This window comes from Vreelandella sp. L-15 (genome assembly GCF_056857635.1).
On sequence record NZ_JBSXNN010000040.1, the window covers coordinates 46,724 to 62,157 of the forward strand.

The window sequence follows — 15,434 nt, forward strand, 5'->3', positions numbered from 1 at the left end:
ACCTCCTTAAACAGCGGCCACTTCGTTGGCTTCTTCACGACGCCGACGGCGACGCTGCATCACGACGACCAACCCAAAGATGCCGAGTGCGGGTAACCACATCCACTCTTTTGTCCAACGATCTACCGGGGCCAGCACTTCGAGGATCTCTTGATCGAAATCGAAGCCTAGCTCAGCCGCCTGACTGCCGAACTCGACAAAGTCGACCAGGGTTTGGTCGCCATCTTCGTAAAGCTCTATGCCCAGGTTGGCCATGCGCTCTTCGCCTGTTTCGCCACGGGGTACAGGCACCAGCACATAGGTGGTCATGGGCGCGCCGAAATCATCCTCACCGGCAATTTGCACGCGTAGGTTGCTACCATCATCAACTCGTCCTAACGCTTCAGCAAATTGGGCAGGTGGCACCGACTCGTAGGGGTCATGGATTTTATCCATCCAGAAGCCAGGGCGGAACAAGGTGAAGGCCACTAACAGTAGGAGCAGCGACTCATACCAGCGGTTCCGAGTCAGCATGTAGCCTTGTGTACCTGCCGCAAAGATCAGCATGGCGATGGTGGCGACAATAAACACCAAAATACCCTGCATCACCGTGACATCTATCAGCAGCAGGTCCGTATTGAAGATGAACAGGAATGGCAGCGCAGCGGTACGTAGGCTGTAGTAAAACGCCTGGAAGCCAGTGCGCAGCGGATCCCCACCCGACACGGCCGCCGCCGCAAAGGAGGCCAAACCTACTGGTGGCGTGACATCCGCCATGATGCCGAAGTAGAACACGAACAGGTGCACAGCAATTAGCGGTACGATCAGGCCATTTTGCTGGCCCAGCAGCACAATCACCGGAGCCATCAGCGCCGATACCACGATGTAGTTCGCCGTTGTTGGCAAGCCCATACCCAGAATCAAACTCAGCAGAGCCGTCAGCAGTAGAATCATCATCAGGTTACCGCCTGAGAGAATTTCCACTACGTCCGCGAGTACTAGACCTACCCCCGTTTGGGAGACCGCACCCACGACGATACCCGCCGTGGCAGTCGCAATACCGATACCAATCATGTTGCGGGCACCGGTCACCAGGCCATCCCACAGATCCTTAAAGCCTTCTTTGATATCGGCCGCCATTTGGCTGCGGCCACGGAAAATCGCGATGATCGGGCGCTGGGTAACCATGATGAAAATCATAAACATGGTGGCCCAGAACGCTGACAACCCAGGCGAAAGGCGCTCTACCATCAAGCACCACACCAACACGACAACCGGCAGAATATAGTGTAGGCCGACCATGACTGTCGGGCCAGTTTGCGGCAGCTTCACGACCTCTGAGTTGGGGTCGTCCATCTCCAGCTCAGGGTAGTTAGCGCCTACTTTCAACAAGCCGACATATACAATCGCCAGCCCTACAGAGACCACCCAGGGGGTCGCTTCACCCAGTACCGGCTTTAACCAGCCCAAGCCGTAGTAGACGGCGATGGAGAGGCCCATCAGCAGCAGCAAACCGGTCATAAAGCCGATCACTTTGTTCAGCAACGGGCGTGCCGGATTGCTGGACGGCAGGCCTTTCATATTGGCCTTGAGCGCTTCCAGGTGAACAATGTAGATCAGCGCGATATAGGAGATCAGCGCCGGTAAGAAAGCGTGCTTGATGACGTCGACATAGGGAATACCCACGTATTCCACCATCAAGAAAGCAGCAGCCCCCATGACGGGCGGCATGATCTGGCCATTCACCGAAGACGATACTTCCACCGCCCCCGCTTTTTCCGCGCTAAAGCCGACTCGCTTCATCATCGGAATCGTAAAGGTGCCAGTGGTAACGGTATTGGCAATCGACGACCCCGAGATCAAACCAGTCATACCAGAGGCTACCACTGCCGCTTTGGCTGGGCCGCCTTTGAAGTGGCCAAGCAGCGAGAACGCCACTTTGATGAAGTAGTTACCGGCGCCCGCTTTATCCAGCAACGCACCAAACAGTACAAACAGGAAAACAAAGCTGGTCGAGACCCCCAGCGCAATACCAAACACCCCTTGGGTACCTAGCCACTGGTGGTTAATCAAACCACCCAGACTAACGCCGCGGTGGGCCAAAATGCCCGGCATGTAAGGGCCAAACAACGAGTAAGCAATAAACACCGCCGCCACGATCATCAGGGGCGGCCCTAATGCGCGACGAGTCGCCTCTAACAGCATCAGAATGCCAACAACGCCCACGATAATATCCTGGGTAATCGGCAACCCAGGCCGCTGGGCCAAATCAGCATAGAAAATAAACAGATAGGCGCCGCAAAACGCCGCTACCGCTGCCAATGCCCAATCAGCTAAGGGCACACGATCACGAGGAGAGCGCTTAAAGGCGGGGTACGCCATAAAGGCTAAAAAGAGCGCAAACGCTAAATGAATCGAGCGCGCTTCCGTGGCGCTAAATACGCCGAAGCCAACAATATAGGGAAGTGGCGATGCAATCCATAGCTGAAACAGCGACCACACTGCTGCAATACTCACCAGCAGCTTACCGGGTACGCCTAAGGGTTTCCGTGCCCCTGTATCGCTGGAAGCGACCATATCCTCAAGGTCGTTCTCAGCGGCTGCCGAAGGTTGTTTGTCATCACGCATACGCTTGCCCTGCCTAATGGTCAGCGCTGACAATCAGCGCTCTCAACAAGAAGCGCGGACACCCAAGGTGCCCGCGCTTTGCAACTCAAAGCGACGCTACTCACCTTCCGTCAGTAGCATCACTCTTTTTACGACTTATTCGATCCAGCCACGCTCACGGTAGTAACGTGCCGCGCCATCGTGCAGCGGAGCCGTTAAGCCGTCAGAGATCATGTCTTCTTCGTTGAGGTTCTCAAACGCCGGGTGCAGGCGCTTGAAACGATCAAAGTTTTCGAATACTGCTTTCACCGTTTCATAAACGATATCTTCATCAACAGCGGTCGAAGAAACGAAGGTTGCCGCCACACCGAAAGTTTCGACGTCTTCGTCGTTACCACGGTAAAGGCCACCCGGAATCACAGAACGGGTGTAGTAGGGGTACTCTTCGATCAGACCATCGATCTCTTCGCCAGTCACAGAGACCAGACGCGCATCAATGGTGGTGGTCGCTTCTTGGATAGAGCCGTTCGGGTGGCCTACCACGTAAACCATTGCGTCGATGTTGTTGTCAGACAGGGCAGCCGCCTGCTCAGCCGCGTCGAGCTGAGACGCCAGTGCGAAGGTGTCTTCATCCCAACCGAACGCATCCATGACCACGTCCATGGTATTGCGCTGGCCAGAACCAGGGTTACCGATGTTGACGCGCTTGCCTGGGAAATCGCTGATGTCCTCGATACCGGAATCCGCGCGGGCCACCACGGTCAGCGGCTCACCGTGCATGGTGAAGACGGCACGCATATCTTCCCAAGCGCCTTCTTCTTCAAAGTTGGACTCACCGTGGTAAGCGCGGTACTGAACGTCAGACTGCACAACGCCCATATCCAGCTCACCGCTCTTCATGCCGTTGACGTTAGCAACGGAACCACCGGTAGACGGGGCGTTACAACGGATGTTGTGCTCATCGCTGCCACGGTTAACCATGCGGCACACCGACTGACCAACGACATAGTAAACACCGGTTTGGCCGCCGGTACCGATGGTGATGTAGCGCTCCTGGGCAACGGCCGGAGAGGCAAAGGTTGCCGCCGCAATGAACGCGCCTGAGAAAGCCGCGGTAGAAAATACATGGCGTTTCATGAACACACCTCTTTATCTTGATGTTGTGAGCGTTATGCGCTTTGAAGCCATCTGCAGAACGGTTCCCTTCAGGTGTTTCGGCTCCAAAACGTTGTCAAGACAGTCTGTTATCGATCTCGGCATTTAGTGCCGACTGTTCCTACTTTAGCGAAAAAACTGCTAATTGGCGAAGTACGAGACAATTTTATGCCTGCACCGCAGGCAGCGCATTGCCTAGCCAGCGTGATGACGCTAGCTACTCTCGCTCAGGAGTTTGTCCTAAGCGCTTTTCCTAAATGCTTTCACTTAGGCATTGCCATACTTTCTCGCTTGTTTGCACGTCTGTCGCCAGTCTAATAGCCGGTAACGTTTAGTAAACGTTAAACATCATGTCATATTGGCATAGGCCATCGCTTATTGGTTATCTCGATTGATCATTAGACGCTATAGCCCAACACCGTGGGCAGCCACAGAGCAATGCTGGGAAATATCGCCACCAGTGCCAAGGCGCACCCCATGGCAACCACAAACAGCAGCGCCCAGCCAATCGTATGCTCTAGGCGTATCTTGGCAACTTCCGTGGTCACCATCAGGTTCACCGCCACCGGAGGCGTAAATTGACCAATGGCAATATTCATCGCCAGCAAAATACCAAACCATACCGGATTCCACTCAAAATGCTGCATTACCGGAATCAGAATTGGCATCATGATCAGATAAATCGAAATCGCATCCAGCAGCATGCCCGCCACCAGTACCGCCAACATCACCAGTATCAACAGCAAGACGCCGTTATCGGTCAGGCTGATGATCCATTCTGCTAAATGGCGGAAGGTGCCGAGCATCGTGCCTGACCAGGCAAAAATGCCCGCCAGTGCGATAATCAGCATCACTACGCCAGAGATAATCGCCGCTTCCCCCAGTAGCTCCCACACATCCCGAAGTGTCAGCTCTCGGGTAAGAAACAGGCCTACCACCGCCCCATAGGCAACGGCCACCACGGCGGCTTCCGTGGGGGTAAACAGTCCTGAGCGCAGCCCACCTAAAATCAGCACTGGCGCAAACAAAGCAGGCAGCGCCTCGCGGAAGGTTCCGCGTACCGTCAGTTTTTCGGCTCCCTCTACCGGCGTGCCTTCCCAACCGTAACGCTTGGCGACCAGCATCGCCGGTACCAGCAGCGCCAAACCCGCTAGCACACCAGGGAAAAGCCCTGCGGCGAACAGCGCACGCAGATCAACGCCCGGCACCACAATCGAGTAGAGAATCAGCGCCACTGAAGGCGGAATTAAGATCGCCGTGGATGCCGAAGCCGCAATGAGCGTGGCCGAAAACGGCTTGGGGTAGCCTGCTTTCGTCATGCTAGGCAGCATCACCATGGCCACGGCAGCGGCGTCAGCGGGGCCAGAGCCGCTCATGCCGCCCATAATCATGCACACCAATACCGCAACCAGCGCCAGCCCACCGTGACGGGGCCCAATGAGCGCCTGGGCAAAACGCACCAAACGCAGCGCCACGCCTGCTCGCTCAAAAATCAGCCCAGTGAGAATAAACAGTGGAATCGCAATGAGAGGGTATTTAGCGATGCTGTTGTAGGTATTGGTGCCCAGGGTAGCCAGCATATCTGGCGAGAGCCCAAGCACGATGCCCACCGCCCCAGAAAGCGCCAAGGAAAACGCCACCGGCACGCCAGCAATTAACAGCCCGGCAAATGCCAAAATCATCCAAATATCAGGCGTCACTGGTTAGCTCCCCTTTCAAACGGTCACGGGTTTGCTGCACCAAGCGCCATAGCATGGCAGCAGACAAAATAGGCAGCCACACCAAGTACCACCACTGGGGCAGGCCTAACCCGGGCGACAGCGACTCCCACTGATACTCCTGCCACGCCAACTTGCCGCCATACCAGGTAATTAAACCCAATACGATCAGGCCACACAGGGCTTGAAAAAGAATCAGCGCGCCCCGCCACCGCTCAGGCAGGGCACGCTCTAAAAAGCCAATGCGGATATGCCGGTCGCGACGCAAGGCAACCGACGCACCGGCAAAGGTCAGCACGACCAATAGAAAGACGGAAAACTCTTCCGTGAACGAAAATGAGCCACCTGTAAGGTAACGAGTGATCACATTACCCAGGCTAATCAATGAAATCACAATCAGCGCCAGCGCACCTAGCCAGCGCTCTGGGCGTGCATCAGGAAAGCCTTTCATGGCAGCCTCACAGCAAAGAACCGCCGCCCTGGTTAGGCGGCAGTCAAAACCCTCGAAGAATTAACGTGCGTTGATAGCGGCTTGGGCGGCATTTACCACCTCTTCACCAATGCGCGGAGTCCATTTTTCGTACACCGACTGAGTGGCATCCACAAACGCCTGGTACTGCTCATCGGTCAGCTCGGTTACCGTGACACCACGCTCTTGAATCGCGGCTAAACGCTCGCTCTCCTGCTCACGGGTCATGGCAATTTCCCACGCGCCCGCTTCTTCGGCTGTCTCACGCAGCATGGCCTGCTGCTCTTCACTCAGCGACTGCCATACCTGCTGATTAACGGCAAAAATAAGTGGGTCGTTCATGTAGTTCCAGAGCGTTAGATGCTCTTGGCCCACCTGGTCAATACGCGCCACATCAAATACGGAAAGCGGGTTCTCCTGGCCATCGACCGCACCCGTGGTGAGGGCCGGTTGGGCGTCGGTCCAGCTCATCTGCGTAGGGTCGGCACCTAGCGCGGAGAACGTATCCTGGAACAGCGGCGAACCCACTACGCGGATTTTCAGGCCATCCAGATCCTCCGGCTGGCTGATAGGGCCGAGGGAATTGGATACCTGACGGAAGCCATTTTCCCCCCAGGCAAGCGGAATAACGCCACGGGACTCAATCGCCTCGAACACCATAGTGCCCGCATCCCCGCCGGTCACGGCATCGACAGCGGCTTCATCAGGAATAAAGAACGGCAAAGAGAACAGGTTCAATTCCGGCACTTGGGGCGACCAGTTGATGGTTGAACCCACGGCGGCATCAATCAGCCCAGAGCGCATGGCAGAAAATTCGCGGGTTTGGTCACCCGACACCAGCTGAGAGTTGGGGTAGACCCGCAGAGTGAGTTCACCACCGCTGCGCTCTTCTACCAATTCCGCCCACTTCTCGGCGGCTTGGCCCCAAGGAAAAGCATCCGATAGCACGGTAGAGACCGAGAGTTCGCGCGCTTGCGCGGAAAAAGCAGCCGAGAGCAGGGCAGCGCCAGCCAAGCCAGCGGTAAAACGAGCCATAGAGCGTGTCAGCGTCATTATTGTCGATCCTTTTTATCCGTTCTTTTTTTATCAATACTTTTTGCGGTTCTTATGAGATGCCCGGCCCAGTGAAAGGCAACAGGCACACGCCCATTGTAGGCATTTAGCAAGCGAAAGGAAGCCATCTAAGGTCGGTCTTGGCAACTCAGTGAGTTATCCTCAGGTGTCTACTTCGCAAAACGCCCCGCGCATCAGCGTCAGGGCGTTTCATAGGCTTGCGCTAAAAGGCTACTCGCCAGAGCATGAAATAGCGCATTACTCAGGGCGGCAAAAACCGGCCAGCGCAGGCACCGAGACACAGTCGCCTACCTGTATGCCACGTTCCGCAAAGTAACCCGCGTTAACTTCCAGCGCCGCATGGTAGGCCGTCCCGGCAGGATAAGAGGGGCACTCCTGGGGGGCATCGGATTCGCAGGGTGGCATCGTGTTTATAGCAACGATGCGCCCTTCGCCGTCGATATACGCGATATCCAGCGGAATCAGCGTGCGGTACATCCAAAAGGCGTTACCAGCGGGCTGCTCACGCTCGAAGCGAAACAGCATGCCTCGTGTTTCTGGCAGATGTTCACGTCCCATCAGGCCGCGCTGGCGCTGGGAAGCGGTTTCGGCGACTTCGACATCGAGACGGTGCGGGCCACCTTCGCTATGGATCGCCAGTTGCAGCGTGTTGGCTGGCGCGGGTTCAGCTGCCCAAGCCGCTAACAGCGACAGGGGTAAACAGGCGGCAAGCGAAACACCGGCAGCGGTTTTCAGCAGTTGGCGGCGTGTCAGGGTCATAACAGGTTCCTTTTGTTGTGTGATGCCGTGTGGGTACGCTGCGCGGGCATAAGATGAATCCCCTCAGCCAGCAGCGAGACGTGCACCCTTTCCCCCAAGCTAAGCTGGTTACGTTTGGCCGCGTGGGTGGCGATGTCGAAACGTAGCATATCTCCGTGGGAAACACGCAGCGAGATTGATGTCATGCCACCCAACACCACCATTTCACTGACCGTCGCCGCCACCGGGTTTTCGCGTTCGCCTTGGGAAGGCCGTCCCCGACGATGCAGTACAATATCCGACGGCGGCAGGTACCAGGCCAATGACTCTCCTACTTCACACTGGGCGATACCTTCGCTGACTTCTAGCAGCCATTCCCCCCACCGCAAGCGTCGCCCAGCGTCCGTCTCGACCACTTCCCCGCTAAAGACGTTGTGGCGATCCAGCAGCCTAGCGACAAGCGGCGAAGCGGGCTGTCGAAACAGCGCTTCAGGCGTGCCCTGCTGCAGGCTGACGCCGTTATGCAGCACGCAGATTTGATCGGCGAGCGCGGTGGCTTCTTCCAAGTCGTGGGTGACGAGAATAATGGGAATGGAGATCTGTTGGCGCAGTAGCGCCAGCTCACGCTGTAAGCGGCGTCGAGTCACTTGATCCACCGCAGAGAACGGCTCATCCAGCAGCAGCGCTTGGGGCTCTCTGGCCAAGGCGCGAGCCAAGGCCACTCGCTGGCGCTGGCCGCCGGAAAGCTCGCTAGGGTAGCGCGCCTCTAAGCCTTCCAAGCGCACTTTAGTGAGCCACTGAACAGCCTGTTCACGCCTTTGAGCGCGGGGCAGGTGTCCTATGGCTAGCTGAACGTTCTGCAGCGCCGTTAGATGAGGGAACAGCGCATAATCCTGAAACACCATACCAATCTGGCGCGCTTGCGGCGGCAGTGAGTGGCGCTGGCCGCTTTGGGCCAGAAACCACTCCCTGCCCGCGCAGCTCACTCTGCCCTGCTGAGGCTGGTAAAGCCCGGCAATGGTGCGCAGCAAGGTAGTTTTACCACTTCCCGATGGCCCGACCAGCGCCAGCAGCTCCCCAGGGGCGCAGCGAAACGATGCATTGAGTGGAATCGGGTCGGCCTGTTGGGCGGTCACTATCAGATCATCCACGTGACCACCTGCGCTTGCCAGCGAGCCCATAGACAAGGCCTAAGGTTGCCAGGGAAATGACCAGCAAGAGGGCAGACATGCTCGCCGCACCCTGCTCGTCAAAGGCCTGGACGCGATCATAAATGGCTATAGAGAGCGTGCGGGTCTCGCCATCAATCGCACCGCCAACCAATAAAATCACGCCAAACTCGCCCAGTGTGTGCGCAAAGGTTAGCGCTGCCGCCGATAGGATGCCCGGCCACACCAGCGGCAATTCAATACGCCACAGGGTTTGCCATGGGCTTAGCCCACTGCACCACGCAGCCTCACGCAGGTTCGCAGGCACATGCTCAAAGGCACGCTGAATCGGCTGAATAGCAAAGGAGAGATTGGCAATCAGAGAAGCCAACAAAATACCGCTAAAGGTAAAGTTGAGCCCGCCCCCTGTCAGCGCCGCCCAGGCACCGCCTAACGGTGCATCACGGCCAAACTGCTGGAGCAGATAAAACCCTAGCACCGTGGGCGGTAGCACCAGCGGCAGCGCAATCAGCGCCTCACACAGCCCCTTGCCACGGAACTGTGCCGTCGCCAGCACGCGCCCCCACCAAATGCCTAGAGGTAATAAGAAGAGACAGGTAAACGCCGCGAGCCGCAGCGAGACAGAGAACGCCGACCAGTCCATTAATCGGTACTAAATCCGTAGGTTTCAAAAATCGCTTTCGCATCCGCCTGTTGCAGCCACTCGTAAAACACGTGAGCCACTTCTCCAGCCTGCGGCGTTAACACCATGCGCTGGCGCAGCGGCGTATGCCACGTTTCAGGCATCAACACCGCCTCGCTGCGCTCAGCCAACGCAGGTGCCACCGCTAACGAATAAGCCACCAAACCACCTCGCGCCTCGTCGGAAAGGGCAAACTGCATCGCCTGGGAGACATTCTCCCCTTGCACCCGCAGCGGTTCGCTGGCTTCCCATAGGCCCGCCTTTTGCAACACGTCTCGGGCAGCCACGCCGTAAGGGGCGTGTTCTGGGCTGGCAATGGCGATACGCAGCCGCTGCCCCTCTTCCCAGGCGGTAATGGCCTCCTGCACGCCGGCAAGCGGCGCTTGCTCACTGGGTACGGAGTAACGGCCAGCCGGCTGTACCCAGGCTAGCCGTCCTCGGGCGTAAATCACGCCCGCGTTATCCACGTAGCCCTCGTCGTAAAGCGCCTGAACGAACCCTTCATCTGCTGACAAAAACAGCTCGAAGGGCGCGCCTTGGGCGATTTGGCGGCGAAAGTTGCCAGAAGAGCCAAAATTGAGACGCAGCGCCTGGCCGGTTTGCTGAGTGAACTGCTGGGCAGCCTCTTCCAAGGCGAACTGCAGGCTAGACGCCGCCGCCACAATGGGCGCGCCCGCCATCACAGGCGCGCTTAACAGCCAACCGCACAGGAGCAGCAGTGCACGCATACGTTTACGCCTTCGCGTTTTCGGCGTGCTGCTCGGTAATGGCCATCACTTTCATGGTGTTGGTACCGCCGTGGGCGTTCATGTGGTCGCCACGGGTCAGGATGACGTGATCACCCGGCTTGGCGACGCCCTGCTTCACCAACAGCGTAAGGGCTTGGTCGTTAAGCTCGGTGGCGGTCATTTTCGAGGTATCGAAGGGAAGTGAGACCACGCCCCGGTACAGGGCCATACGGCGCTGGGCAATCGGGTTGTGAGCCAACCCCACGATAGGCAGGCCCGAGCGGATGCGCGAGGCGATCAACGGCGTGTAGCCCGAGGCGGTCATGCAAGCAATCGCCACCACGCCGTTCATGTGGTTAGCGGCGTACATCGCCGAAAGGGCAATGGTTTCATCGGGGCGGGTAAAGCCTTCGTGGATACGATGGCCCGACTCTTGGGCGACCCGCTCACGCTCGGCACCCAGGCACACACGCGCCATCGCTTCTACGGTTTCCAGCGGGTAGTCGCCTGCGGCGGTTTCCGCAGAGAGCATGACCGCATCGCTGCCATCCAGCACCGCGTTCGCCACGTCGAAAACTTCAGCGCGGGTGGGTAGCGGCGCGGAGATCATACTCTCCATCATTTGGGTGGCGGTAATCACCGCGCGGTTAAGCGAACGGGCGCGTTTAATCATGCGCTTTTGCACGCCGACCAGTTTGGCATCGCCAATTTCCACGCCGAGGTCGCCACGAGCCACCATCACCGCTTCGGAGGCTTCGATAATGCCATCCAGCGTGGCGTCATCGGCCACGGCTTCGGCGCGCTCCACTTTGGCAACGAGGCCAATTTCCTTGCCCTCTTCGCCCAACAGGCGGCGGGCTTCCAGCATATCTTCCGCAGTACGAGGGAAGGAGATCGCCAAGTAATCGACACCAATCTCAACGGCGGTTTTCAGGTCGGTTTTATCTTTTTCCGTTAGCGCGGGAGCCGATAGCCCGCCGCCCTGCTTGTTAATGCCTTTATGATTAGAGAGCTTGCCACCCACCACCACCTCGGTGTGAACCTGCTTGCCCTCTACGCGGGTAACATCCAGCACCACGCGACCATCATCCAGCAGCAGGCGGTCTCCCGCGGTTACATCATCCGCCAGGGTTTTGTAATCGCAGCCGACGCCGTGGATATCACCAGCGTCGCTATCCATGGCCATATCCAGTACAAACGGCTGGCCCTCTTCTAAATAAACCGCCCCCTCTTTAAAGCGAGCAACGCGAATTTTGGGGCCTTGCAAATCGCCCAGCGCGGCCACACTGCGGCCTAGCTGAGCGGCGATTTCACGCACACGGGCAAGGCGGCGGCGATGGTCGTCCGCCGTGCCGTGGGAAAAGTTCAAGCGGACCACATCCACCCCCGCCTTCAACATGGCTTCCAGCACGCCTTCACGGTCACTGGCGGGGCCGAGGGTCGCGACAATTTTGGTACGACGAAGGGGGATATGGGTGTTTGCGCTCATAAATGTCCTAACCGTTCATATAGAGTGGAGTGTCAGCTTATCAGCATAACCCAACCAAGATGACACTCGCATGCACTTGCGGTGGGCTATTCCGCTAAAGTGACGGTAACATCCAGGGGATATTCGTCACAGTTATTGCCATCCCCACCGCGATCCACCACCAGGAATTCCCCTTCGCGCTCCAGCACCGACTGAATCGCGTGCCAAGTACCGGCGCGGTAGTTCACCCCTTGGCGGCCGTCGGTGACAAACGCCTGCACCTCGTTTGGCGCAATGGTGTCGCCAGGCGGTGCCACCACCACGATAAAGCGCTCCTGATGCAGCGGCATAAACGCCTGACTGCCCTGGGGGTGGCGCTCTAAAAACGTGAGATTGAGCGGCAGCGTCACTGGCTGGCTGACAAAAATATTGATCAGCGTTCGAGCGTTGTCGCCGAGGGTTTCCACCTTGGCGAGATCGTGATGGCGCTGGGTGCGCCCGGCGTTAATCGGGAACGATGCGGAGGTGCGGGCATCGATGACGTCTCCAAAGGGCGCAAACGCCTCCGCCGTCAGCGGTTTTGCCGTCAGATTTAACATAGCATCATCCTAACGAGTATTAGTTATGGTGGGCTTCCCAACTCAGATTTTGAGCGCCGCATGGCGGTTAACGTCTTTGTACAACAGGTAGCGGAACGGGCCAGGGCCACCGGCGTAGCACGCCTGAGGGCAGAAGGCGCGTAGCCACATAAAGTCGCCCGCTTCCACTTCGACCCATTGCTGGTTCAAGTGATACACCGCTTTGCCTTCAAGTACGTAGAGGCCATGCTCCATCACGTGGGTTTCATCAAACGGAATCACGCCGCCCGGCTGAAAGGTAACGATATTGACGTGCATATCGTGGCGCACGTCGTTGGGGTCGACAAAACGCGTCGTAGCCCAGCGGCCTTCGGTGCCCGGCATTTCGATCGGTGCGATCTCCTGCTCATTGGTCACGAAGGCTTTGGGCACTTCCAGACCTTCTACATACTCGTAGGCTTTGCGCACCCAGTGGAAACGCACCGGCTCGCGGGTTTCATTGCGCACCTGCCAGTGGCTGCCAGGTGGAATAAACGCGTAGCCACCTGTGCCCATCGTATGACGCTCGCCCGCTAAAGTGAGCGTTAACTCACCCTCCACAATAAACAACACGCCTTCCGCCTGGGGGTCTAGCTCAGGCTTATCGCTACCGCCCTCGGGCTGCACTTCCATGATGTACTGGGAGAAGGTTTCCGCAAATCCCGACAGCGGCCGCGCCAGCACCCACAACCGAGTGCCCTCCCAAAACGGCAGGTTGCTGGTCACGATATCGCGCATCACCCCTTTGGGAATCAGTGCGTAGGCTTCGGTAAAGACCGCACGGTCAGCGGTGAGCTGGGTTTGCGGCGGATGCCCGCCGGTGGGGGCGTAATAGTGAGCGGGTTGGCGTGTTGTTGGCATTGTCTCTCCCTGAGAGTGTAAGCGTACTCGACGACGATGCAGCACAAGCGTGCTGCATCGTCTTTTTTGTATACAATATTATGGAGTGCGGCTTCAAACAAACCTTAAAGGCCCGCTTCACTTAAAGTACCGCTGAGATAAACTGCCTGAGCTCTGGGGTTTTAGGATTGCCGAACAGCTCGGCAGGCTCGCCCTCTTCGTGAATGCGCCCTTGGTGCATGAACACCACGCGGTCGGCCACATCCCGAGCAAAGCCCATTTCGTGGGTGACTAGAATCAGCGTCATGCCTTCTGCTGCCAACGCTTCCAACACGCGCAGCACTTCGCCGACTAACTCAGGGTCGAGCGCCGAAGTGACTTCATCGCACAGCAGCACCTTCGGGCGCATGGCCAGCGCACGGGCGATGGCCACCCGCTGCTGCTGGCCGCCGGAAAGCTGGGCGGGGTAAGCATCGTACTTGTCTGCCAAACCCACTTTATCCAGCACTTCTCGGGCCACTTTCTCGACATCGGCGCGGGCCTCGCCACGCACCACCACGGGGGCGAGGCACACGTTGTCGCCCACAGATTTATGGGGAAACAGATTAAAGCTTTGAAACACCATGCCAACGTTTTCACTCAGCTCTTTGGGCGACATGGAGCCCGCATCGAGCTGCTGTTCGGCAATGGTGATCTCGCCGCTATCGTGCTGTTCGAGCTGGTTCAAGCAGCGCAGCAGCGTACTTTTACCCGAACCACTGCGGCCGATAATGGCGACCACTTCCCCCTGAGCAACGTTGAGGTCGATCCCTTTGAGCACTTCCAGGTCGCCAAAGGCTTTATGAACGTTATTAACGCAGACCAGCGTCATAGAGCTTTTTCTCCAAATGGCGCGCGTAGCAGGAGAGCGGGTAGCACAGCGCGAAGTAAAAAAGGGCCACGAGGGTGAAGATAGTGAACGGTTCAAACGTGGCGTTATTGAGCATCGTGCCCGCTTTAGTGAGCTCCACGAAGCCAATGATGGAAGCCAGCGCCGTACCTTTTATCACCTGTACTGAAAACCCCACCGTGGGTGGAATCGAGAGTCGCAGCGCCTGCGGCAGAATCACATGGCGCATGGTTTGGAAATAGTTCATGCCCAGCACGCGAGCGGCATGCCACTGCCCCTTCGCCACGGCTTCCAGGCAGCCTCGCCAGATATCGCAGAGAAACGCGCTGGTAAAGAGCGTGAGAGCAATCGAAGCGGCCCACCAGGCAGAAATGGGATGCCCCATCGCCGCCGCGCCAAAGAAGATCAAAAAGAGCTGCATCAATAGCGGCGTGCCTTGAAACAGGTCCACGTAAAGCGAGGTAAAATGCTGCAGCCAGCGGCGGCTGGAAAGACGCATAAAGGTGAGCACCAGCCCCACGGTAGCCCCGCCGATAAAGGCAATCAGTGACAGCACCACGGTCCAGCGGGCGGCGAGCAGCAGGTTGCGCACGATATCCCATAGGGTGAACTCGATCATCGTTGCTCTCCTTGCTGATACGCGAACACACGCTTACCCACCAGCATAAAGGCGCGGCGCATACCGAACGCCAGCAGCAGGTACACCAAGGTAATCAGCAGGTAGACTTCAAAGCTTCTAAAGTTGCGCGACTGAATGAAGTTGGCCGCGTAAGTGAGGTCGAAAACGGAAATCTGCGACACCACCGCCGAGCCCAGCATGACGATGATCGACTGGCTAATCAGTGAGGGGTATACCCTGGCAAAGGCGGGCACCAGCACCACATGGCGGTAACTTTGCAGGGTACTCATGCCCAGCGCTCTGGCGGCTTCTAGCTGCCCTTTCGCCGTGGCGCTAATGCCGGCGCGTAGAATTTCAGCGCTGTAAGCGGCGAGGTTTAGCGTCATGGCGATGAACGCGGCGGTAATGGCATCGATTTTGATACCCAGCCCCGGTAAACCAAAAAAGATAAAAAACAGTTGAACGATAAAAGGCGTGTTACGGGTGATTTCGACATAGCCCCCCAGCCCCCAGCGCATCCAGGGCTGCCCGTTCACACGCAAATACGCCACCGCTACGGCCAGCCCCAGCCCGGTCAAGGTGGTCACCACGGTCAGCACGACCGTGGTGGTCAAACCTTTGATCAGCTCGCTGGCGTAGGGCAACAGGGTGAGAAAATCGAGTGTTGGCCCCATACTGCCTC

The 15,434-nt window shown here is 57.7% G+C and carries 15 protein-coding genes; all 15 read right to left on the reverse strand.

Annotation, left to right across the window (positions count from 1 at the left end):
* Window positions 1–6: 6 nt before the first annotated feature.
* Window positions 7–2,607 carry a TRAP transporter permease gene (locus AC13CY_RS04970; RefSeq protein WP_483052362.1) on the reverse strand — a complete coding sequence of 867 codons (2,601 nt, stop codon included), beginning with the start codon at window positions 2,605–2,607 and terminating at the stop codon, window positions 7–9.
* Between the two features lie 135 nt (window positions 2,608–2,742).
* Window positions 2,743–3,723 (reverse strand): TAXI family TRAP transporter solute-binding subunit, encoded by a 981-nt coding sequence (locus AC13CY_RS04975; protein WP_172514825.1) that lies wholly within the window; start codon window positions 3,721–3,723, stop codon window positions 2,743–2,745.
* Between the two features lie 416 nt (window positions 3,724–4,139).
* Window positions 4,140–5,441 (reverse strand): TRAP transporter large permease, encoded by a 1,302-nt coding sequence (locus tag AC13CY_RS04980; protein WP_289099876.1) that lies wholly within the window; start codon window positions 5,439–5,441, stop codon window positions 4,140–4,142.
* On the reverse strand, window positions 5,431–5,910 hold the full coding sequence (locus AC13CY_RS04985; RefSeq protein WP_044628679.1) for a TRAP transporter small permease: 480 nt from the start codon (window positions 5,908–5,910) through the stop codon (window positions 5,431–5,433). The genes AC13CY_RS04980 and AC13CY_RS04985 overlap by 11 nt, the downstream gene beginning before the upstream one ends.
* 60 nt (window positions 5,911–5,970) lie before the next feature.
* Window positions 5,971–6,981, reverse strand: a complete 1,011-nt coding sequence (locus AC13CY_RS04990; protein WP_483052363.1) for a DctP family TRAP transporter solute-binding subunit — start codon at window positions 6,979–6,981, stop codon at window positions 5,971–5,973.
* Window positions 6,982–7,239: 258 nt separating this feature from the next.
* The gene (locus AC13CY_RS04995) at window positions 7,240–7,761 is read right to left on the reverse strand and encodes a DUF192 domain-containing protein (RefSeq protein ID WP_062374088.1); all 522 of its coding nucleotides are present in this window, start codon (window positions 7,759–7,761) and stop codon (window positions 7,240–7,242) included.
* Window positions 7,758–8,891, reverse strand: a complete 1,134-nt coding sequence (locus AC13CY_RS05000) for an ABC transporter ATP-binding protein (RefSeq protein ID WP_228219506.1) — start codon at window positions 8,889–8,891, stop codon at window positions 7,758–7,760. Before AC13CY_RS05000 ends, AC13CY_RS04995 begins: the two co-directional genes overlap by 4 nt.
* On the reverse strand, window positions 8,884–9,552 hold the full coding sequence (modB, locus tag AC13CY_RS05005; RefSeq protein ID WP_483052364.1) for a molybdate ABC transporter permease subunit: 669 nt from the start codon (window positions 9,550–9,552) through the stop codon (window positions 8,884–8,886). The genes AC13CY_RS05000 and modB overlap by 8 nt, the downstream gene beginning before the upstream one ends.
* Window positions 9,552–10,319, reverse strand: coding sequence for a molybdate ABC transporter substrate-binding protein (modA, locus tag AC13CY_RS05010; protein ID WP_483052365.1), 768 nt, complete (start codon window positions 10,317–10,319; stop codon window positions 9,552–9,554). Before modA ends, modB begins: the two co-directional genes overlap by 1 nt.
* Before the next feature lie 4 nt (window positions 10,320–10,323).
* Complete coding sequence (gene pyk / locus AC13CY_RS05015) at window positions 10,324–11,808, reverse strand: pyruvate kinase (protein WP_483052366.1); 1,485 nt, start codon at window positions 11,806–11,808, stop codon at window positions 10,324–10,326.
* 86 nt (window positions 11,809–11,894) lie between these two features.
* Complete coding sequence (locus AC13CY_RS05020) at window positions 11,895–12,386, reverse strand: ureidoglycolate lyase (protein ID WP_273682123.1); 492 nt, start codon at window positions 12,384–12,386, stop codon at window positions 11,895–11,897.
* A gap of 42 nt (window positions 12,387–12,428) precedes the next feature.
* Window positions 12,429–13,265 (reverse strand): bifunctional allantoicase/(S)-ureidoglycine aminohydrolase, encoded by an 837-nt coding sequence (locus AC13CY_RS05025; protein ID WP_058577178.1) that lies wholly within the window; start codon window positions 13,263–13,265, stop codon window positions 12,429–12,431.
* A gap of 121 nt (window positions 13,266–13,386) precedes the next feature.
* Complete coding sequence (locus AC13CY_RS05030; protein WP_058577177.1) at window positions 13,387–14,115, reverse strand: amino acid ABC transporter ATP-binding protein; 729 nt, start codon at window positions 14,113–14,115, stop codon at window positions 13,387–13,389.
* A complete protein-coding gene (locus tag AC13CY_RS05035) occupies window positions 14,096–14,752 on the reverse strand; it encodes an amino acid ABC transporter permease (RefSeq protein WP_058577176.1) in 657 nt (218 codons plus the stop codon). Before AC13CY_RS05035 ends, AC13CY_RS05030 begins: the two co-directional genes overlap by 20 nt.
* On the reverse strand, window positions 14,749–15,426 hold the full coding sequence (locus tag AC13CY_RS05040; protein ID WP_058577175.1) for an amino acid ABC transporter permease: 678 nt from the start codon (window positions 15,424–15,426) through the stop codon (window positions 14,749–14,751). Before AC13CY_RS05040 ends, AC13CY_RS05035 begins: the two co-directional genes overlap by 4 nt.
* Between the last annotated feature and the right edge of the window lie 8 nt (window positions 15,427–15,434).

Coding starts and splice junctions, on each gene's coding strand:
- modB (WP_483052364.1), bottom strand. CDS start 9,552: ATGGACTGGTCGGCGTTCTCTGTCTCGCTGCGGCTCGCGGCGTTTACC.
- AC13CY_RS04990 (WP_483052363.1), bottom strand. CDS start 6,981: ATGACGCTGACACGCTCTATGGCTCGTTTTACCGCTGGCTTGGCTGGC.
- AC13CY_RS05020 (WP_273682123.1), bottom strand. CDS start 12,386: ATGTTAAATCTGACGGCAAAACCGCTGACGGCGGAGGCGTTTGCGCCC.
- AC13CY_RS05040 (WP_058577175.1), bottom strand. CDS start 15,426: ATGGGGCCAACACTCGATTTTCTCACCCTGTTGCCCTACGCCAGCGAG.
- AC13CY_RS05035 (WP_058577176.1), bottom strand. CDS start 14,752: ATGATCGAGTTCACCCTATGGGATATCGTGCGCAACCTGCTGCTCGCC.
- AC13CY_RS04975 (WP_172514825.1), bottom strand. CDS start 3,723: ATGAAACGCCATGTATTTTCTACCGCGGCTTTCTCAGGCGCGTTCATT.
- AC13CY_RS04995 (WP_062374088.1), bottom strand. CDS start 7,761: ATGACCCTGACACGCCGCCAACTGCTGAAAACCGCTGCCGGTGTTTCG.
- modA (WP_483052365.1), bottom strand. CDS start 10,319: ATGCGTGCACTGCTGCTCCTGTGCGGTTGGCTGTTAAGCGCGCCTGTG.
- pyk (WP_483052366.1), bottom strand. CDS start 11,808: ATGAGCGCAAACACCCATATCCCCCTTCGTCGTACCAAAATTGTCGCG.
- AC13CY_RS05025 (WP_058577178.1), bottom strand. CDS start 13,265: ATGCCAACAACACGCCAACCCGCTCACTATTACGCCCCCACCGGCGGG.
- AC13CY_RS04970 (WP_483052362.1), bottom strand. CDS start 2,607: ATGCGTGATGACAAACAACCTTCGGCAGCCGCTGAGAACGACCTTGAG.
- AC13CY_RS04985 (WP_044628679.1), bottom strand. CDS start 5,910: ATGAAAGGCTTTCCTGATGCACGCCCAGAGCGCTGGCTAGGTGCGCTG.
- AC13CY_RS05030 (WP_058577177.1), bottom strand. CDS start 14,115: ATGACGCTGGTCTGCGTTAATAACGTTCATAAAGCCTTTGGCGACCTG.